This window comes from Kineococcus auxinigenes, assembly GCF_050871525.1.
Classification (GTDB): domain Bacteria; phylum Actinomycetota; class Actinomycetes; order Actinomycetales; family Kineococcaceae; genus Kineococcus.
Map to the genome: position 1 here is coordinate 46624 of NZ_JBKBCT010000011.1, position 18902 is coordinate 65525.

General features: G+C 77.0%; 18 protein-coding genes and 1 pseudogene. 5 read left to right on the forward strand and 14 right to left on the reverse strand.

All coding sequences use genetic code 11. The annotated features are described in order from the left end of the window. Positions 1–7 precede the first annotated feature (7 nt). Genes ACRYR9_RS05760 through ACRYR9_RS05770 form a run of 3 tightly spaced genes read right to left on the reverse strand, consistent with a single transcriptional unit; the run spans position 8 to position 3273 of the window. Positions 8–922, reverse strand: coding sequence for a LysR family transcriptional regulator (locus ACRYR9_RS05760; RefSeq protein WP_432494052.1), 915 nt, complete (start codon positions 920–922; stop codon positions 8–10). A gap of 9 nt (positions 923–931) precedes the next feature. Continuing rightward, the gene (locus ACRYR9_RS05765) at positions 932–2035 is read right to left on the reverse strand and encodes a tetratricopeptide repeat protein (protein WP_432494050.1); all 1104 of its coding nucleotides are present in this window, start codon (positions 2033–2035) and stop codon (positions 932–934) included. Continuing rightward, positions 2032–3273: an ATP-binding protein gene (locus tag ACRYR9_RS05770; RefSeq protein ID WP_432494048.1), complete on the reverse strand. Its 1242-nt coding sequence runs from the start codon at positions 3271–3273 to the stop codon at positions 2032–2034. The genes ACRYR9_RS05765 and ACRYR9_RS05770 overlap by 4 nt, the downstream gene beginning before the upstream one ends. A 246-nt stretch (positions 3274–3519) precedes the next feature. On the opposite strand from ACRYR9_RS05770, the gene ACRYR9_RS05775 reads away from it, so the two are divergent. Then, a complete protein-coding gene (locus ACRYR9_RS05775) occupies positions 3520–4635 on the forward strand; it encodes a CAP domain-containing protein (RefSeq protein WP_432494046.1) in 1116 nt (371 codons plus the stop codon). A gap of 66 nt (positions 4636–4701) precedes the next feature. On the opposite strand, the gene ACRYR9_RS05780 is transcribed toward ACRYR9_RS05775, so the two are convergent. The 8 genes from ACRYR9_RS05780 to ACRYR9_RS05815 form a co-directional block, all read right to left on the reverse strand. After that, on the reverse strand, positions 4702–5559 hold the full coding sequence (locus tag ACRYR9_RS05780; RefSeq protein WP_432494044.1) for a purine-nucleoside phosphorylase: 858 nt from the start codon (positions 5557–5559) through the stop codon (positions 4702–4704). Beyond that, the gene (gene mnhG / locus ACRYR9_RS05785) at positions 5556–5984 is read right to left on the reverse strand and encodes a monovalent cation/H(+) antiporter subunit G (RefSeq protein ID WP_432494042.1); all 429 of its coding nucleotides are present in this window, start codon (positions 5982–5984) and stop codon (positions 5556–5558) included. The genes ACRYR9_RS05780 and mnhG overlap by 4 nt, the downstream gene beginning before the upstream one ends. Next, positions 5981–6244: a monovalent cation/H+ antiporter complex subunit F gene (locus ACRYR9_RS05790; RefSeq protein WP_432494040.1), complete on the reverse strand. Its 264-nt coding sequence runs from the start codon at positions 6242–6244 to the stop codon at positions 5981–5983. The genes mnhG and ACRYR9_RS05790 overlap by 4 nt, the downstream gene beginning before the upstream one ends. After that, a complete protein-coding gene (locus tag ACRYR9_RS05795; protein WP_432494039.1) occupies positions 6241–6765 on the reverse strand; it encodes a Na+/H+ antiporter subunit E in 525 nt (174 codons plus the stop codon). Before ACRYR9_RS05795 ends, ACRYR9_RS05790 begins: the two co-directional genes overlap by 4 nt. Further along, positions 6762–8354: a Na+/H+ antiporter subunit D gene (locus ACRYR9_RS05800; protein ID WP_432494038.1), complete on the reverse strand. Its 1593-nt coding sequence runs from the start codon at positions 8352–8354 to the stop codon at positions 6762–6764. The genes ACRYR9_RS05795 and ACRYR9_RS05800 overlap by 4 nt, the downstream gene beginning before the upstream one ends. Continuing rightward, a complete protein-coding gene (locus tag ACRYR9_RS05805; RefSeq protein ID WP_432494036.1) occupies positions 8351–8755 on the reverse strand; it encodes an NADH-quinone oxidoreductase subunit K in 405 nt (134 codons plus the stop codon). The genes ACRYR9_RS05800 and ACRYR9_RS05805 overlap by 4 nt, the downstream gene beginning before the upstream one ends. Further along, entirely contained in the window at positions 8752–11709 is a 2958-nt protein-coding gene (locus tag ACRYR9_RS05810) for a Na+/H+ antiporter subunit A (RefSeq protein ID WP_432494034.1), read from the reverse strand. Before ACRYR9_RS05810 ends, ACRYR9_RS05805 begins: the two co-directional genes overlap by 4 nt. A gap of 71 nt (positions 11710–11780) precedes the next feature. Then, on the reverse strand, positions 11781–12233 hold the full coding sequence (locus ACRYR9_RS05815; RefSeq protein ID WP_432494089.1) for a gamma-glutamylcyclotransferase: 453 nt from the start codon (positions 12231–12233) through the stop codon (positions 11781–11783). A 103-nt stretch (positions 12234–12336) separates the two neighbouring features. On the opposite strand from ACRYR9_RS05815, the gene ACRYR9_RS05820 reads away from it, so the two are divergent. Beyond that, on the forward strand, positions 12337–13776 hold the full coding sequence (locus ACRYR9_RS05820; protein WP_432494032.1) for an NAD(P)H-quinone dehydrogenase: 1440 nt from the start codon (positions 12337–12339) through the stop codon (positions 13774–13776). Between the two features lie 214 nt (positions 13777–13990). After that, positions 13991–14248 carry a hypothetical protein gene (locus ACRYR9_RS05825; protein WP_432494030.1) on the forward strand — a complete coding sequence of 86 codons (258 nt, stop codon included), beginning with the start codon at positions 13991–13993 and terminating at the stop codon, positions 14246–14248. 45 nt (positions 14249–14293) lie between these two features. On the opposite strand, the gene ACRYR9_RS05830 is transcribed toward ACRYR9_RS05825, so the two are convergent. Continuing rightward, positions 14294–15304 (reverse strand): alpha/beta hydrolase family protein, encoded by a 1011-nt coding sequence (locus ACRYR9_RS05830; RefSeq protein WP_432494028.1) that lies wholly within the window; start codon positions 15302–15304, stop codon positions 14294–14296. Between the two features lie 27 nt (positions 15305–15331). Here ACRYR9_RS05830 and ACRYR9_RS05835 point away from each other — a divergent pair, with 27 nt between their 5' ends. Both ACRYR9_RS05835 and ACRYR9_RS05840 read left to right on the forward strand, forming a co-directional pair. Further along, positions 15332–15919, forward strand: a complete 588-nt coding sequence (locus ACRYR9_RS05835) for a GNAT family N-acetyltransferase (protein WP_432494026.1) — start codon at positions 15332–15334, stop codon at positions 15917–15919. After that, positions 15916–16719, forward strand: coding sequence for a PaaX family transcriptional regulator (locus ACRYR9_RS05840; RefSeq protein ID WP_432494024.1), 804 nt, complete (start codon positions 15916–15918; stop codon positions 16717–16719). Before ACRYR9_RS05835 ends, ACRYR9_RS05840 begins: the two co-directional genes overlap by 4 nt. Positions 16720–16813: 94 nt before the next feature. Here the strand turns inward: ACRYR9_RS05840 and ACRYR9_RS05845 are convergent, their stop codons facing one another. Together ACRYR9_RS05845 and ACRYR9_RS05850 are read right to left on the reverse strand one after the other, a co-directional pair. After that, on the reverse strand, positions 16814–17878 hold the full coding sequence (locus tag ACRYR9_RS05845) for an MMPL family transporter (RefSeq protein ID WP_432540180.1): 1065 nt from the start codon (positions 17876–17878) through the stop codon (positions 16814–16816). Between the two features lie 232 nt (positions 17879–18110). Beyond that, positions 18111–18875: pseudogene (locus ACRYR9_RS05850) on the reverse strand (MMPL family transporter); the annotation flags it as partial. Positions 18876–18902: the final 27 nt, after the last annotated feature.

An 18902-nucleotide genomic window follows, 5' to 3' on the forward strand; every position in this document is an offset into this window, starting at 1 on the left:
GAGAACCTCACGGTGGCGGGGTGGCGCCGAAGCGCCCGGCCTGCTCGCGGGCGACCGCCAGCGCCACCCGCTCCAGGGTCCCCAGCGCCCGGCGGGGGTCACCGGCCCGGTGCACCAGCCCCACCGTCACCTCCGGGACGTCGCGGATCGGCACGAACCGCAGGTCCGAGCGCGCGTGGGAACGGGCCAGGGTGGCGCCGGCGATGTTGACGGCCAGGCCCGCCGCGCACAGGTCCAGCACCTCCTCCAGCGTCGCGGCCGCCGGGTCCACGCGCGGGCGGCGACCGTCGGGGCGGGGGCTGACGAACCAGGCGTCGAGCGTGGCGTCGTCGTCGGCGACCCCGACGAACCGCTCACCGGTCGTCTCCCCGATGCCGACGTCGCGGCGCCCGGCCAGCCGGTGCCCGGCGGGCACCACCAGCACGCGGCCCTCGCCCCACAGCGGCACGGCCCGCAGGTCCTGCGCCGCGGGCAGGGTCACCGCCGGCACCAGCGCGACGTCCACCCGCTCCGAGCGCAGCGCCCGCAGGGACTCGGCGAAACCCAGCCGGCGCAGTTCCCAGCGCACGTCCGGCAGCTCGCGCGCCGCCGCCGCCAGGACCGCCGAGCACAGCGGCCCACCGGCCACCAGGCCGACCACCACCCGCTCGCCCGCCTCCCGGCGCTGCCGCGCCCACGCCTGGACCTCGTCCACGGACCCCACGGCCCGGCGGGCCAGCGGCAGCAGCTCGACCCCGGCCGCGGTCAGCTCCACGTGCCGGGAGGTGCGGTGGAACAGGCGGGTCTGCAGCCGCTGCTCCAGGCCGGCGACCTGCTGGCTCAGCGAGGGCGGGGCGACGTGCAGGCGCTGGGCGGCGCGCGTGAAGTGCAGTTCCTCCGCCACGGCCAGGAAGCAGCGCAGCTGCTGGACGGTCAGGTCCACGACCGGCCCTCAGCGCCGCGGGGTGCGGCGCACCAGCAGGAACAGCGCGACGTTCACCGCGGCCAGGAGGTAGGCCGTGCCCAGGGTCAGGCCCAGGCCGGCCGGACCCGCGGGCAGGGCCGCGACCGCCACGCACCCGGCGGCCACCAGCGCGGCCACCGCCCACCCGCACACCAGCACCGGCCGCGAGCGCGAGCGGTGGCGCACCGCGGTGCGCACCGCCGGCGGGTACGTCGCCCACCGGGCCCGCCACCACCGCACGGCCAGCGCCGCGGCCACCGGCAGCACCACCCACCGCGCCGGGACGGCAGGGGCCAGCTCGTGCTGCAGCACCGAGGCCAGGGCCACCGCGAGCATGACCAGCACCGCCGTCCACCACACCCCCCGGCACAGCCGCAGCGCCAGCACGTCCACGTTGTGCCGGCTCACCGCCTGCTGCGGGTCGGCGGCCAGGGAGGAGTCCAGCAGCCACGCCGCCCCGCGCACGCCGCGGCCCCGGAACGCCAGCACGGCGAGGTTGTTCAGCGCCTCGGCGTGCTGCGGGTCGAGCCGGACGACCTCCTCGTAGCACTCGCGCGCCGTGCCGGGCGAGCGCCGGGAGTGGTGCGCCAGCCCCAGCGCGAACCACGCGTCCGCCTCGTCGGGCCCGGCCTCCACGGCGCGCTGCGCCACCGTCAGCGCCTCCGCGCGCCGGCGCACCGCCAGCAGCGCCTCGGCCAGCACCACCAGGGACGCCGGCTCGCCCGGGGCGCAGCGCACCGCCTCGCGGGCGGCCCGCACCGCCTCGCGCCGCCGGCCCAGCCCGCTCAGCGCCAGGCTCACCAGCCGGTGGCCGCGCTCATCACCCGGTTCGGCCGCCACCGCCGCGCCGGCCGCCTCCAGCGCCGCCGCCGGCCGGCCCAGCGCGAGCTCCGAGACCGCCACCACGCGCAGCGCGACGGCGTGGGCGGGCTCCACCGCCAGCACCCGGCGCGCGCCGGCCAGGGCCCGCTCGTGCTGCCGGGCCGTGGCCAGGGCCACCGCGCGCTGCGCCTCGAGCTCGACGGCGCCGGCCGCCGGAGCGCCCGGCCCCGGGTGGGCGTCCGGTGACGGGCCCGCGGGCGCACCCGTCACAGCATCCGCCGCTGCTTCAGGTGCGCCAGCAGCTCGTCGTAGGTGCCGTCGGAGTTCGCGTACAGCGCCACGTTGCGGGCGCCGTCGAACCAGGCGTGGGTGGAGGGGCGGACCTGGCGCAGCGCCGCCTTGAGGTCGCCGTCGCGGACCGGCCGGGCGGTGCCCGAGCGCAGCGAGTCCCGCAGCGCCTCCTCCACGGCCGTCTGCGCCAGGTGCGCCAGGTCCGCGCCCGAGAACCCCTCGGTGCGCGCGGCTGCGCGGCGCAGGTCCAGCCCCTCGGTGGGGCGGTCCCGGAACTCGCGCGCCAGGACGGCCTCCCGGGCCACCTCGTCCGGCGGCAGCACCAGCACGGTGCGGTCCAGGCGCCCGGGGCGGCGCAGCGCCGCGTCCACGTCCCACGGCGCGTTCGTGGCGGCCAGCACGAACACGCCCTCGTTGTCGGTGTCCACCCCGTCCAGCTCGGACAGCAGCTGCTGCACGGTGGTGCGCATCGCGGCGGTGGCGCGCGAGCGCGCCCCGCCCAGCCCGTCGACCTCGTCGAGGAACAGCACGCACGGGGTGTTGCGCCGGGCTCGCTGGAACAGGGCGTGCAGGTTCTTCTCGCTGTTGCCGATCCACATGTCCAGCACGTCCGACAGGCCCACCGAGATGAAGTGCGCGCCCAGCTCGCCGGCCAGGGCGCGCGCCAGGAAGGTCTTGCCGCACCCGGGCGGGCCGTACAGCAGCAACCCGCCGCGCAGGCTCTTGCCGTACATCTCCCGCAGGCGCGCGTCCCGCGCCGGCCCCAGGAACGCCACCTCCAGGCGGTCCTTGACGTGCTCCATGCCGGCGACGTCGGCGAGGGTCACGCGGGGCCGCTCCACCTCGGCGGCCGGCTCGCCGGGCTCGTCGCCGACGGGCACGGCGATGGGGCCCAGGTCCCGCTCGGCCCGGTCCCAGTCGTAGTCCGGTTGCCCGGCCTCCTCGGCTGCGGGAGGTGCCGGGTCCTCGGCTCGACCGGGAGCCGGAGCCGGAGCCGGCGGGTCGGGGACGGCGGGACCGCCCAGCGCGCGCTGCATCAGCGACCGCGCCGCGGCGGAGGACGGGTCGGCCAGCAGCGCCCTCGACAGGTGCGCCAGGGCCTCGTCCGCCCGGTCCGCCTCCAGCAGCAGCGAGGCCACGTGCACGCGCAGCGGCACGTCGTCCGGGGCGGCGTCCACCGCCGCCAGCAGGCTGCGGATCAGCGCGGGGTCGGCCACGGGACGCCCTCTCTCCTCGACGGGACCGGCACCACCGGCCCGGCCGGGAACCACGGTAGGGCAGCCGGCCGACACCGTCCGGCGTCCTGGCGCCGTCCCCGGCGGCGTTCGCCCGGACGGGTGAACCGCGCGCTCACCGCACGCACCCGTGGTGCCGCCCACCCTCAAGGACCCCGGTACGGCGCCCGAACCCGTCTCCAGGACACCCCGCACCGGGCGGGGCCGGTGCGGTGGAGGTGCGGGATCGTGCGACGGGACCACGCGGGAGCCGGGCGCGGTCTGCGCCGCGCGCTGAGCTGCCTGCTCGCCGCCGGGGCGCTGGCGGGAACCGCCGCGGGCACGGCGGTCGCCGCGCCCGCCGCCGTCCCCGCCACCGCGACCGCGACGCTGAACTCCGCGCTCGCCGCGCCCGACACCGACCTGGGCACCCAGAAGCGCCAGGTCGTCGCCGGCATCAACGCCGAGCGCGCAGCGCGCGGCCTCGCCCCGCTGACCGAGTTCGGGGACGTCTCGGCCGTCTCGCAGCGCTGGGCCGAGGCGCAGGCGGCCAGCGGTTCCTACCGGCACAACCCGGACTTCTCCGGTCAGCTCGCCGGGTACTCGGGCAAGGGCGAGATCATCCACCTGAGCTACCAGAACCGCACCGACGGGAACTGGGCCGTGAACGGGTGGATCGGTTCCCCCTCGCACCACGCCATCATGCTGGGCGACTTCACGGGGATGGGTGTCGGCATCGCCGTCGGGCCCGCGCGCGTGCCGAACGCGCAGACCGAGATCTACTACGTGGTGAACACCGTGAAGGGAACCCGGCCGGCCACCACCACGGTCTCCGCCCCGGCCACCGTGACCTTCTCGAACCGCGGCGTCACCCACCGCCTGCAGGGCGCGATCCTGTCCCGGTACCAGGGGACCGGCGGCCCCGGCAGCGCCCTCGGCCTGCCCACCACGTCCGAGCTCGCCGCCCCCGACCGCACCGGGCGCTTCGCCCACTTCGACGGCGGCTCGATCTACTGGACGCCGAGCACCGGCGCCCAGGTCGTGCGCGGCGCCATCCGCGGCGCCTGGTCGAGCCTCGGCTGGGAGAACTCCGCCGTGGGGTACCCCACCGGGGAGGAGTTCGCCATCCGCGACGGCGGCCGCGTGCAGCGGTTCGCCCGCGGGCTCGTCTACTGGACGCCGAAGCTGGGCGCGCACGAGGTGCACGGGGCGTTCGGCGGCACCTACGCCGCCCAGGGCTGGGAGAACGGTTCGCTCGGTTACCCCCGCACCGGTGAGTACGCGGTGAAGGGCGGTGTTCGCCAGGAGTTCCAGGGCGGCACCCTGACGTGGGACCGCGTCAGCGGCCGCGTCACCCGTTCCTGAACCCCGCACCGGGGGGTGACGCCCCCGGCGCGGTCCCGCACCCACCGGGCCCCGGGGCAGCGGCCCTCAGAGGAGCGGCACGACCCCCGCCAGCAGCGCGGCGCAGCGCGGCGCCGCCTCGCGCCCGGCCTCCAGCACCTCCTGGTGCGACAGCGGCTGGTCCGACACCCCGGCCGCGAGGTTCGTCACCAGGGAGAACCCCAGCACCTCCAGGCCCGCGTGCCGGGCCGCGATCGCCTCCAGCGCCGTGGACATGCCCACCAGCGTCGCGCCCAGCACCCCCGCCATGCGCACCTCGGCGGGAGTCTCGTACTGGGGGCCGTGGAACTGCGCGTACACGCCCTGCGGCAGGCCCGAGTCCACGGTGCGGGCCAGGGCGCGCAGCCGCGAGGAGTACAGGTCCGTCATGTCCACGAACGTCGCCCCCTCCAGCGGGGTGGCGCCGGTGAGGTTCAGGTGGTCGGCGATGAGCACCGGCGAACCGGGACCCACCGACGGGTCCAGGCCCCCGCAGCCGTTCGTCAGGACCACCGTGCGGCAGCCCGCCGCGGCGGCGGTGCGCACGCCGTGAGCGACGGCCCGCACCCCGCGGCCCTCGTAGAAGTGGGTGCGCGGCAGCACCAGCGCCGCCAGCGGCTCGTCGTCCTCGCGCGGCACCCGGATCGAGCGGATCGTGCCCGCGTGCCCCACCACCGCCGGCAGGGTGAACCCCGGCACCTCGCTGCCCGGCACCTCCGCGACGACCTCGCCCAGCCGGTCCGCCGCCGACGCCCACCCCGAACCCAGGCACAGCGCCACGTCGTGGTGGGGCACGCCCGTCAGCTCCGCCACGCGCGCGGCGGCGCGGGCGGCGAGGTCGAAGGGGTCGTCGGCGTGGCCGGTGGAGTGGCGGGCGGGAGGCGCGGCTTTCGTCACGACGTTCACCCTAGGTCGTCGTCGCGGCCGTGCCGGCGCTCGGGCGCGTCGTCGCCCCGCGCGTCGCCGTCCCCGTCGCCGTCCCCGTCCCCGTCCACCCGTGCGGCCAGGTCGTCCAGGACCAGCCCCTCGCGCGGCACCGACCCGGAGCGGTAGCCCGCGCGCGCCAGCACGTGCCCCGACACGGGCGCGGTCAGCACCTGGAACGCCGCCACGAGCAGCAGCGTCACGACGGCGGGCGCGCTGTCGGTGAACTGCAGCCCGACGCCCAGCAGCACCAGCAGCAGCCCCAGCACCTGCGGCTTGGTGCCGGCGTGCATGCGCAGCCACAGGTCCCCGAAGCGCGCCAGGCCCACCCCGGCGCTGACGGCGAACAGCGCGCCGAGGACCACCAGCACGCCCGAGACCACGTCCAGGACCCCCGCGACGCTCACCGGTCGTCCCGCCCGACGAAGCGCGCCACGGCGACGGACCCGGCGAAGCCCAGCAGCGACAGCACCAGCAGCACCGGCAGGTAGGCGGTGCTGCCGCGGTCGGCGGCGACGACGGCCACCCCGCACAGCAGGATCGCCACGAACACGTCGACCGCCGCGGCGCGGTCCAGCGTGGTCGGCCCGCGCACCAGCCGGACCGCCACGAGCACGGCGGCCAGCCCCAGCAGCGCCAGGGCGGACCACGTGAACACCCCCGTCACGGCGTCCTCCCCTCCCGCGGGCCGCCCCGCGCCGGCGGCAGGGCCCGCCGCACCCGTGCCTCCAGCTGCAGCACCTGGTCCCGGACGCCCCCGGCCAGGTCGTCGGGGGAACCCGTCACGGGCACGTGCACGTACAGGGTGGCGCTGGGGACGTCGATGTCCACCGTCAGCGTCCCGGGCACCAGCGTCAGCAGCTGCGCCGTGGTCACCACCACCGCGTCGGAGCCGTCGCGCAGCCGCACCGCGACGATCGCGCCGGCCGGCTGCGGCCCCGGCCGCACCGACAGCCACGCGATCTGGACGCTCGAGCGCGCGAGGTCCGCGGCGACGTGCGCGGCCAGCAGCAGCAGACCCACCGGTGAGGGGCGCCGCTCCGCCCGCACCGCCGGCAGCGGGAAGACCCTCGCCAGCACCAGCACCACGAGGACCCCGCCCAGCAGGTTCAGCGCGGTCACCGAACCCCACAGGGCCAGCCAGACCACCAGCATCGCGGCCCCCACCAGCCAGCGCGACCACCTCACGGCTCACCCCCGGCGTCGTCCACGCCGCCCACGACGCGCAGGAAGCGCTGCGCGTCGAGGGTGTCGGCGGCGGCGCCCTCGGCGATGCTCAGCAGCGGGCCGCCGGCCAGCGACAGCGCGGTCACGGCCACCACCGCGCCCGTCGTCGCGGCCACCATGGTGCGGCGCGGTCGCCGGTCGGCGACCGGTCCGCCGTCGCGCTCGCCCGTGTGCTCGCCCGTGTGCTGCCGGGCGTGCTGCTCGACGTCCTGCTCGGTGCCGTGGGCGAACCCCAGCCGCCCGGCCCAGAACACCGCGGACCAGGCCCGTGCGATCGCGTACAGCGTCAGCAGGCTGGTGACGACCGAGGCGACCACCAGCACCCACGCGTCCCAGCGGCCGTCGGCGACCCCGGCGCGCAGCAGCGCCAGCTTGCCCAGGAACCCCGAGAACGGCGGGATGCCCGCCAGGTTCAGCGCGGGCAGCAGGAACAGCACCGCCGTGCCCGGTGCGAGCGCCGCCAGCCCGCCGAGCCGCTGCAGCGAGGTGGTGCCCGTGCGGTGCTCCACCAGCCCCACCACGAGGAACAGGGCGGTCTGCACGAGGATGTGGTGCACGGCGTAGAACACCGCCGCCGCCACGCCCGCGGCGCTGCCCAGCCCGATGCCGAAGAGCATGTAGCCGATGTGGCTGACCAGGGTGAACGACATCATCCGGCGCAGGTCGTGCTGCACGACGGCGCCGCAGATCCCCACCACGAGCGTCGCCAGCGCCACCGCCAGCAGCAGCACCCGCAGCGTGCCCGGCCCGAACAGCAGGTCGTGCGTGCGCACGATCGCGTACACGCCCACCTTCGTCAGCAGGCCCGCGAACACCGCCGCCACGGGCGCGGCCGCCGCCGGGTAGCTGTCCGGCAGCCACCCCGACAGCGGGAACGCGGCCGCCTTGATGCCGAACGCCACCAGGAGCACCAGCTGCAGCGCCGTCGCCACCGCCGGCGGCAGCGCGGCGATCCGCCCGGCCAGGTCCGCCATCGCGACCGTCCCGGTGGCCGCGTACACCAGCCCCACCCCGGTGAGGAACACCAGCGACGAGACCAGCGAGACGACGACGTACGTGGACGCCGCACGGATCCTGGCCCCCGTGCCGCCCAGTGCCAGCAGGACGTAGCTGGAGGTCAGCAGCACCTCGAAACCCACGTACAGGTTGAACAGGTCGGCGGCCAGGAACGCGATGCAGACGCCGGCGGTCAGCGCCAGGTAGGTGGGGTGGTAGATCGACACCGGGGTCGAGCGCTCGTCCCCGGTGCGCCCCTGGCCGATGGAGAACACCATCACCACCAGGGTCACCACCGAGGACGTCAGCAGCACCAGCGCCGAGAGCCGGTCCGCGACCAGGCCGATGCCCACCCCGGCGGGCCAGCCGCCCACCGTCACGTGCTGCGGCCCCTCGGTGACGGCGAGCACCAGCAGCGCCGCGGAGGTCGCCACGACGCCGGACAGCACGGTCAGGGTCACCGCGCGCTGCGCGCGGGGGCGCCGGCCCAGCACGAACGTGACGGCGCACCCGAGCAGGCACAGCAGCACCGGCAGCGGCACCAGGACCCTCACGGCTCCCGCCCCCCCTCGGCCGCGTCCTCGTCCTCGCCGCGGACGCGCCGGTGCGGACCGGCGTCGCGCACCACGTCGTCGCCGTCCAGGCGGCTCAGGCGGTACGCCAGCGCCAGCCCGAACGCCGTCACGGCGAAGGTGATGACGATGGCGGTGAGCACGAACGCCTGCGGCAGCGGGTCGGCCGCCGAGGACAGGGTCGCCTCGGTGACCTCCCCGCCGACGCCGAGCACGGGGGCGGGCCCCGCCGGGCCGGCGGCGGCCACGATCAGCAGGTTGACCCCGTTGCTGGTGACCACGAAACCCAGCACCACCCGGCTCAGGTGCCGGGAGGTCATCAGGTAGACGCCGGTGGAGACCAGTGCGGCCACGGCGACGGTGAGGACGACGGTGGGGCTCACGCGGACACCCCCTCGGGGACGTCGTCGGGGTCCACGTCGCCGGGCCCGGCGTCGCGCTCGTGCTGCGCGTCCACGCCGGCGCCCAGGCTGCGCAGCACGTCCAGCACGGTGGCGACCACGACGAGGTACACCCCGACGTCGAAGCCCAGCGACGTCACCAGGTGCACGTCGCCCAGCACCGGCAGGTGCAGGTCCAGCACGGCGCTCTCGAACGCCCCGGCGCCCAGCGCCAGCGGGGCCAGGCCGGCGACGCCGGCGATGAGCAGCCCCAGGCCCAGCAGCACCCCGGCGTCCACGCGCGCGGCCTCCCCGAGCTCGTAGCGGCCGCCGGCCGCGTAGCGCAGGAACAGGGCCAGACCCGCGACCAGGCCGGCGGCGAACCCGCCGCCGGGGCGGTCGTGCCCCACCAGCAGCAGGTGCACCGACAGCACCATCACCACGCCGAACACCAGCCGCACCGCTGCCTCGACCACCGCCGATCGCCGACCCGGGGGCAGCGTGCCCGCCGCCGTCAGCCACGGCCGCTGCGGGGCGCTGTCCGGTCCCGGGTGCAGGTCCTCCTCCTCGCGCCAGCTGGAGGCGAGCGCCGCCTCGTCGGCCTCGTCGGCCTCGCGCAGCCCGGGGGCGCGCCCGGTGCGGTGCCGCAGGAAGACCATGCTCGCCACGCCCGTCGCCGCCGCCGTCAGCACGGTGATCTCCCCGAAGGTGTCCCAGGCGCGCACGTCCACGAGGATCACGTTCACCACGTTCTCCCCGCCGCCCTCCTCCACCGCCAGGCGCGCCACCAGGTCCGCGACCGGCTCGGCGGTGCGTGCGGACAGCGCCACCGCCGACAGCAGGGCGGCGACCACCCCGGCACCCGCGGCGGCGGCCACCCGCACCGCGCGCGAGGGACCGCGCCCGCCGCGTCCGGCCCCCGGCTCGAACCGCGGCGGCAGGCGGCGCAGCACCAGCAGCGCCACCGCCAGCGTCACCGTCTCCACCAGCGCCTGCGTCAGCGCCAGGTCCGGGGCGCCCGCCACGACGAACAACCCGGCCAGCGCGTACCCGGAGACCCCCACGACGAGGAACGCCGAACGCCGGCTGCGCACCGCCGCGGCCGCGACCGCGCCCGCCACGCACAGCGCCGCCAGCAGCGGTTGCGCCGGCGCGTCCCACGCCCGCCACTCGCTCGGCCAGGCGCCCGCGGCCAGCGCCAGCACCAGGCCCGTGCCCGGGCCGACCACCAGGACCGCCGCCACGACCAGCACGTACTGCGGCAGCGAGCCGCGCTGGTGGGCGCGCGTGGTGCTCGCCGCCACCGCGTCCAGGGCCCGCAGCGCCTCGTCCTGCACCCGCCCGGTCGTCAGCTCCCGCAGCGGGCGCACCGCCAGCCGTTCCTGGGCGCGCAGCACCGGCCCGCGGGCCGCGACCAGCAGCGCGCCGCCGCCCAGCGCGACGGCCGAGGCCGCCAGCGCGGGGGTGAGGCCGTGCCAGAGGGTCAGGTGGTACGGCTCGGCGCCCTCGGCGGGGCGGTCCGCCACCACCGCCGAGACCAGCGCGTCCACCGGGCCCGGCACCAGCCCGAGGACCAGGCCGCCCAGCGCCCCGGCGGCCGCCGGCAGCACCATCGCCGCACCGGGCCCGTGCAGCGGGGTGGGGTCGGCGCCGGGCCGGTCGCCGAAGGCGCCGAGCACGAACCGCGCGCTGTAGGCGGCGGTGAGGACCGACCCGGCCACCAGCACCACCAGGACGACCCGCTCGGCGGCGCCGCCGTGCGCGGCGAACGCCTCGAAACCCGCCTCGTGGGTGATGAACCCCAGCGTCGGCGGCACCCCCGCCATCGACGCGGCCGCCGCGATCGAGACGAGGAGCAGGGGACGGGCGCTGCGGTGCAGCCCGGACAGCTCCCGCACGTCGCGGGTGCCCGCCGCGTGGTCGATCGCCCCGGCGACCATGAACAGCGCGGACTTGAACATCGCGTGCGCCAGCAGCAGCCCGGCGCCGGCCAGGGCCGCCGTGCGCCCGCCGGCGCCCAGCAGCACCACCATGAACCCCAGTTCGCTGACGGTGCCGTGGGCCAGCAGCAGCTTGAGGTCGTGCTGGCGCAGGGCCCGCCAGGCGCCCACCAGCATCGTGGCGCCGCCGACCACGACGGTCGCGGTGCGCCACAGCGGGACCTGCTCGAACACCGGGGCGAAGCGGGCCACCAGGTACACCCCGGCCTTCACCATCGCCGCGGCGTGCAGGTACGCGCTGACCGGGGTGGGGGCCACCATCGCCCCCGGCAGCCAGGCGCTCACCGGCAGCAGCGCCGACTTCGTCACCGCCCCCACGAGCAGCAGCGCCGCGGCCACCGACACCGCGGCCGTCGGTTCCGGCGGGGAGGCCAGCAGTTCCGAGATCCGGGTGGTGCCCGCTTCGGACGCCAGCAGCAGCACGCCCACCAGCAGCGCCAGGCCACCGGCCGTCGTCACCAGCAGGGCGTGCACGGCCGCGCGGCGCGCCTCGCCGCTGCGCCCGCCCGCCCCGACCAGCCACCAGCTCAGGACGGTGGTGACCTCCCAGAACACGTACAGCAGCACCAGGTCGTCGGCCAGCACCAGCCCGAGCATCGCCCCGGCGAAACCCAGCAGCGCCGGCACGGTGCGCACCCGGTCGCCGGCCTCCTCCTCGCCGGCGAAGTACCCGGCGCTGTAGGCGAGCACGAGCGCGCCGACCCCGGCCACGACGAGCACCAGCAGGCCGGACAGCGCGTCCAGGCGCAGCGCCACCGACAGGTCCAGGCCCGGCACCCACGGCAGTTCAGCGGTGCGCACCGCCGAGGTGCCGTCCACCGCCCACACCCGCGACAGCCACACCACGGCGGCCAGCGGGGCCAGCGCGGTCAGCAGGACGCCGCGGGTGCCCCAGCGTCGCACCACCGGCACGGCGAGCAGGGCACCCGCCGCGTGCAGCAGCAGCAGGACGACCATGGTGCGGCCACGCTAGGGGGGACCGGCCGACCCGGCCCGCCGAAACCCGGCCCGCCGGGAGGGGCCGCCGCTCAGGCGTCGTCGGAGCGGCAGGGCCGTGCGCGCAGCGCCAGCACGTAGTCGTGCGGGGCGCCGCCGGCCTCGGCCGCGTCGGCCAGGCCGCCGAGGTAGCTGGCGGTGGGCAGTCCGCCCTCGTAGTCGTCCAGCACGTACGTCCAGGCCACCACGTCGCCGTCGAGGGTCTTCACCCGCACCTTCACCTTGCGGAACACGCCCAGGGCGGCGCCCTCCAGCTCGTCCAGGAGCTCGGCGTCGGCCTCGGCGATGTCGTACAGCGCCACGTACACCTGGTCGCCGGGGGCCTCCACCACGGTGGCGACCGGCCCGCGCCAGCTGCGGGCCTCCCCGCCGAACGTCAGCCGCCAGTCCAGCAGCCAGCCCGTCGACCGCAGCGGCGAGTGCGGCGCTTTGCGCGCCATCGCCTCGGGGTCGAGGTTGCTGGCGTACGCGGCGTAGGCGGGCACGTGAGCGGGCACGAGGGTGAACTGTAGGACGCCGGGCGCCGTTCCGGTCGCGCGGCGTGCTCCGGAGGTGACCGGTGTCGGGACCGTGGGGGAGCATGGTCCCGTGAGTCCCCAGAGCGCGTCCCCCATCGCCCAGCGCCAGCGCGTCGCCGTCCTCGGCGGCGGGCCCGGCGGGTACGAAGCGGCGCTGGTGGCCGCCCAGCTGGGCGCCGACGTCACCGTCGTCGAGCGCCAGGGCCTGGGCGGGTCCACCGTGCTGACCGACGTCGTGCCCTCCAAGACCCTCATCGCCACCGCCGAGACCATGACCACGGTGGGCGGTGCCACCGAGCTCGGCGTCCGCTTCCCCGGCGGCCCCACCCGGGACACCGAGCCCGCCGGGGCCGTCAGCGTGGACCTGGCCCGCGTGCACCAGCGCGTGAAGTCGCTGGCCCTGTCGCAGTCGGCGGACGTGCGCGCCCGCCTGGAGAAGGAGGGCGTGCGCATCCTGCGCGGCGACGGGCGCCTGGACGGCCCGAACGCCCTGCTCGTGACCGACGGGCCCGACGCGGGCGAACGCGCCGAGGCCGACGTCGTGCTCGTCAGCACCGGCTCCAGCCCCCGCACGCTGCCGGACGCGCAGCCCGACGGCGAGCGCATCCTCACCTGGAAGCAGGTGTACGACATCGAGGAGCTGCCCGAGCACCTCATCGTCGTCGGCTCCGGCGTCACCGGCGCCGAGTTCGCCAGCGCCTACGACGCCCTCGGCGCCCACGTCACCCTCGTCTCCAGCCGCGACCGCGTGCTGCCCGGCGAGGACGCCGACGCCGCCGAGGTCCTGGAGGAGGTGTTCCGGCGCCGGGGCATGGACGTCGTCTCCCGCACGCGCGCGCAGAAGGTCGAGCGCCACGGCGACACCGTGACCGTGACCCTGTCGGACGGGCGCACCCTGGAGGGCTCGCACTGCCTGGTCGCGGTCGGCGCGATCCCCAACACCGCCGGCATCGGGCTGGAGGAGGCGGGGGTGTGGACGTCGGAGTCGGGGCACGTCGACGTCGACAAGGTCTCGCGGACCTCCGCGCGCGGCGTGTACGCCGCCGGCGACTGCACCGGCGTGTTCCCGCTGGCGTCGGTGGCGGCCATGCAGGGCCGCATCGCGATGTGGCACGCCCTGGGCGACACCGTCGCCCCGCTGAAGCTGCGCTCGGTGTCCGCCAACGTGTTCACCTCCCCGGAGATCGCCACCGTGGGGTGGACGCAGAAGCAGATCGACTCCGGCGAGGCGCAGGGCGAGATCGTCAAGCTGCCGCTGTCCACGAACGCGCGCGCCAAGATGCTCGGCATCCACGACGGGTTCGTGAAGCTGTTCTGCCGCAGCGGGTCCGGCACCGTCATCGGTGGCGTCGTGGTCGCCCCGCGGGCCAGTGAGCTCATCTTCCCGCTGACGCTGGCGGTGGACAAGCGCCTCAACGTCGACGACGTCGCGCACGCGTTCACGGTGTACCCGTCGCTGACGGGTTCGCTCGCCGAGGCCGCGCGGCAGCTGCACGTGACGGGGGAGTAGCGGGACGCCCGGTGGCGGTGCGCCGCCACCGGGCTCCTCCTCGACGCTGCCGCGGTCGGCGCGCCCGGTGCGGACGTGATGCACGCGACACGGCCCCGTGGCCTCGGGACGTGCCGGCGCGGCGTTGTGCGAGGGGCGGGTTCACCCCGGCCGGGCTGCTCCTGGTGAGGGTGCGTCCCGCGACGCCCCCCGAGCACCCACGAACGAGGCACGCATGAGCACCCCTGACGTCCACCAGCTGTGGAACCGCGTCGAACGCCGGCGCAGGCACCCGCGCACCGCGGTCGCGCTGCCGGACCTGCACCGGCTCACCCGCCACGACCTCGACGACGACTCGATCAGGGCGGCGACGGTCGTGGCGCTCGTCGGGCTCGGCACGGACCGGCTCACCGCTCTGCTCGACCTGCGTGACGCCCTGGCCGGCGGAGCGGCGGATGAGTGGGCCGACGCCTGGGCGCGCGAAGCGAGCTGACGACGCCGCGGGGGAGGGGTGGTTCAGGCGCCGACCGCCGCACCGTCAGCCCGGTGCGGTCTCCTCCAGGAAGTCGCGGTAGGTGCCGAGCACCCCGGGCGCCAGCAGCGCGCGCGGCCAGAACACCGCCGTGAGCAGGCCGAGGGCGACGGAGTCCTCCACGGCCGGGCGGGCCATCGAGTGCGCCGCGTGGAACCTGGCCACGGTGACGTCGTCGCCGAGCAGGCGCCGGTAGGTCGACTCGGTCTCGGCGACGTCGACGTTGCGGTCCTGCGTCCCCAGGGCCAGCAGGACGGGGACGTGCCGGCCGGCCGAGGCCCGCAGGTCCGCCGTCGCGTCGGAGCGGAAGTTGCGCAGCACGAAACCCCAGCGGTCGGCGCCCATCGGTTCGGGGTCCGTCGTCCGTGCCAGGTAGGTGGCGTGGTCGGCCCCGGACTCCAGGAGCTCGCGGGTGCGGTCGCTGACCTCCACGGCCTCCTGCCGCGCGGGCGCGGCAGCGCCGTCGTGGTCGAGCTCGGCGAGCAGGTTGAAGCGCCCTTGGCGCAGCCAGTTCACCGCGGGGCTGACCGCCACGACCGCGTCGACGTCCGTGCGGGACCGCACGACCTCCGGCAGCACCCAGCCCGCCTGGCTCGCACCCCAGAGCACGATCGTGCCCGTCGCCAGCCCCGGCTGCGCCGACGCCCAGTCCAGGACGTGGGAGACCTCCGCGGCGCGCTCGTCCATGTCCTGCCGCAGCCAGTCCCCCGTGGAGCCGCCCACCCCCGGCTTGCTCCAGGACAGCGTCGCGAAACCCGCGTCGGCGGCGGCCTCGAACCACGGCCGGTACAGGCCGTCGTGCGTCGCGTCGATCGGCCCGTCGCCGTGCACGAGCACCACGAGCCCGCGGGTCGTGCCCTCCGGGTGGGCGACGACCGCGTCGAGCGACCCGCCGGGCACCGGTACCCGCACTCGCTCCTCCTCGAAGCGGTACTCGTTGCCGACCACGAGGAGGAGGCCGAGCGCCAGGGCGAGGCCGGCGACGACCGGGACGACGCGAAGTATCTTCCTACGCACGTTCGTAGCGTATGCGATAGTAGGCGCGTGGACACCACCAGGGGCTTCACGCCCGGCGAGCGCCCGCGGGTGGGCGAGCTGTACTGGGAGGCGTTCGGCGCCAAGCTGTCGCGCGCCTTCCGCGACGTCGGGACGGGCCGGGCGGAGGTCACGGCCGCCCTGGTCGCCGACCGCTTCCTCCTCGCCCGGGACGGTGCCGACGTCCTCGGCGTGTGCGGCTTCCGCACGGCCGGCGGGGGAGCGGTGCACTGGTCCTGGCGCGCGACGCGGTCGCGGCTGGGCCGGTCGGCGGCGTTCAGGGCGACGGCCGTCCTCGCGCCCCTGGAGCGCGGCGACGTCCCCGGCGTCCTGGTCCTGGACGGCCTGTGCGTGGCGGCGGAGCACCGCGGCGCCGGCACCGGGTCGGCGCTGCTCGCCGCGGCGCTCGACCTCGCGGCCGCGCGCGGCGACCGGGCCGTGCAGTTGAGCGTGGCCGACACCAACCCCCGGGCGGAAGCCCTGTACCGGCGCCGGGGTTTCACCGTGGTCGGCCGGGGCGGGACCGGCCCGCTCGCCGGCCTCTACGGGTTCCGCCGCTACCTCACCCTGCAGCACCCCGTGGGAGGACGAGCGTGATCACCGGCGCGGAAGAGGCCGTGACGCCCTCGCCGCGGACGGTGATCGAGGCGACCGTGCCGCTGCGGGGCGAGGTCGGGCTCGACGTCGTCTACGGCACCGCCAACGCCGTCGGGCTGCGGGACCAGCCGGTCCGCCTCGCGATCCGCCGACTGGTCGCCGCCGGTGAGCTCGTGCAGGACGGCCGGGGCCGCGGCGGGAGCCTGCGGCTGACCGCCGCGGGGCGGGCGCGGATCGACCGCGACCGGCTGGCGCTGCGCCTGGCCAGGGCCCAGGACGTCGGGGCCGCACCGTGGGACGGCACCTGGCACCTGCTCGCGGTGAGCGTCGAGGAGTCCGCCCGGACCGTGCGGGACGCGCTGCGCCGCGACCTGGTCGCCGCCGGTGCGGCCGCGGTGTCCACCGGGTTGTACGTCAGCCCGCACGACCTGACCCCGCTGCTCGACGCGACCGACCGGCGCCACCTCGTCCTGGCCACCGCGGGGCACCTCGACGTGCGCGGCACGACCGAACCGCTCGCCCTCGCCGAGCAGCTGTGGCCGTCCGAACCGGTGGACCGGGCCTACGACGCCCTCGCCGGCGTGCTCGACCGGCCCCCCGCGCAGGACCCCCTCGTGCAGCAGGTCCGGCTGGCCGACGCCCTCGAGCGAGCCGTCCGCGGCGATCCGCTGCTGCCCCCCGAACTGCGTCCCGATCCGTGGCGACCGGCCCTGCTGCGCCGGCGCTGGTACGCGGCGTGGGAGTCGCTGGCCGACCGCCTCGGTGAACGCGCGCTGCACCGCGACTGGCTGGACGAGTGACGGGTCCTGCACCGGGCGCCCGGGGCGACGCCCGGTGCAGGAGCCGGTGCTGCCAGGGTCCGGGCGGGGCGCACGCCCACCGACGGCGTGCGGGTCAGGCGCCGACCGCCTCGCCGCGCACGGCCTCGCCGCCCTGCGCCGGGACCACCTGCCGCACCGGCCGGCCCCCGGCCCGCCGCCCCATCGCCCGCAGCGCCGCCGGCAGCACCAGGGCGCGCACCACGGTGGCGTCCAGCAGCACCGCCACCGCCAGCCCCACCCCGAGCTGCTTCAGCCCCGGGTCCGACAGCGTCCCGAACAGCGCGAACACCGCCACCATCACCGCGGCCGCGCTCGTCACCACGCCCGCGCTGCGCGCCACCCCCACCCGGACCGCCCGCGCGGGAGCGGAACCCGCGGCGAACTCCTCGCGCACGCTGGAGACCACCAGCACGTGGTAGTCCATCGACAGCCCGAACAGCACCACGAACATCAGCACCGGCAGGTACGCCACGACCGTTCCCGTGGACGTGAACCCCAGCAGGTCCTGCGCCCACGTGCCCTGGAACACCCCGGCCACCACCCCCAGGGCCGCCGCGCAGCTCAGCGTGTTCAGCAGCACCGTCACCAGCGCCAGCAGCGGTGAGCGGAACGCCACCGCCACCACCGCGAACGTCAGCGCCAGCACGAAACCCACCACCCACGGCAGCCGGTCCACCATCCAGCGCGCCAGGTCGCTGCCCGTGGCCACACCGCCGCCGACGGAGACCTCGGCGTCCGGCACCCGCTCGGCCACCGCGGGGCCGACCCGCTCCCGCAGCGCCGCGACCGCCCGGTCCGCCTCCGGCCCGGAGTCCACGCCGCTGTCCAGCGGCACCGTCACCACGTGGGTGCGCCCGTCGGAGGAGGAGGTCACCGGCGCCCCGCCCTCGCCGGCCCCGCGCTCGCCCGCGAGGTCCGCCAGCGCGGTGCGGGCCGCTCCCGCGGAGGCCGCCGGTGCGGTCACGACGACCTGCGCCGTCGGGCCCTGCGACGGGAACGCGCCCGTCAGCCGGTGCAGGGTCTGCACCGTCGGCAGCTCCCGGGGCAGCGCGTCGTCGCCGGGCAGGCCCGTGCGCAACCCGGCCAGGGGCAGGGTCAGCGCCACCAGCAGCCCCGCCCCCAGCACCAGCGAGAGCACCGGGCGCCCCGAGGCGGCGGCCGCCGCCCCGCCCCCCCGGGAGACCCGCTCCCCCCCCCCCGCCCCCCCGCCCCCGACCCCCCCCCCCCCCCCCCCCCCCCCCACCCCCCCCACCCCCCCCCCCCCCCCCCCCCCCCCCCCCGTCCCGGCGCCACGGCAGGCGCAGCGCGTCCACGCGATCGCCCAGCACGTCCAGCAGCACCGGCAGCAGCGTCGCCGAGGCCAGCACCGCCACCGCCACCACGAACGCCGCGCCCAGGGCCAGCGACGTGTACAACCCGCCGGCCACCAGCATCCCCAGCATCGACACGACCACCGTGGCGCCGGAGACGACCACGGCGTGGCCGGCGGTGCGGGTCGCCAGCAGCACCGCCGCGCGCACCGGCAGCCCCGAGCGCCGCGCCAGGCGGGCCCGGTGCAGCACGAACAGCGCGTAGTCCACCCCGACCGCCAGGCCGATGAGCACCGTCAGGCTCGTCGCCTCCTCCGCCACCGGGTGCACGTGGGAGACCAGGGCGCTGGCGCCCAGCGCCACGACGACCGCGACCACCCCCAGCAGCAGCGGGACGACGGCGGAGACGACCGAGCCGAACGCCAGCAGCAGCACCAGCAGCGTGATCGGCAGGCTCACCAGTTCCGCGCGGTGCAGGTCCCGCTCCAGGCGCCCGCCCACCTCCTCGCTGATCGAGGCGGACCCGACCTGCCCCACCACCACGTCCGGGCGCCCCAGTGCCGCGCGCAGCTCGTCCTGCACGGCCGCGGTGCGCCGCACCGCGGCCGGCACCCGCTCGACCGCCTCGGCGTACCCGGTCTCCGGGTCCACCGACAGCACCAGCGGCACCGCGAGGACCCTCCCGTCGGCCGAGCGCGCCACCTCGCCCACCTCGCGCACGAGGTCGTCGCCGCGGTGGGCGGAGGCCACCGCGGCGGCCGCCGCGGCCTCGGCCCCCCCGGGCAGCGGCCCGGCGCCCCCCCCCCCCGACACCAACACACTCACCGTAATCTCCTCCCCGAAAACCCCCCC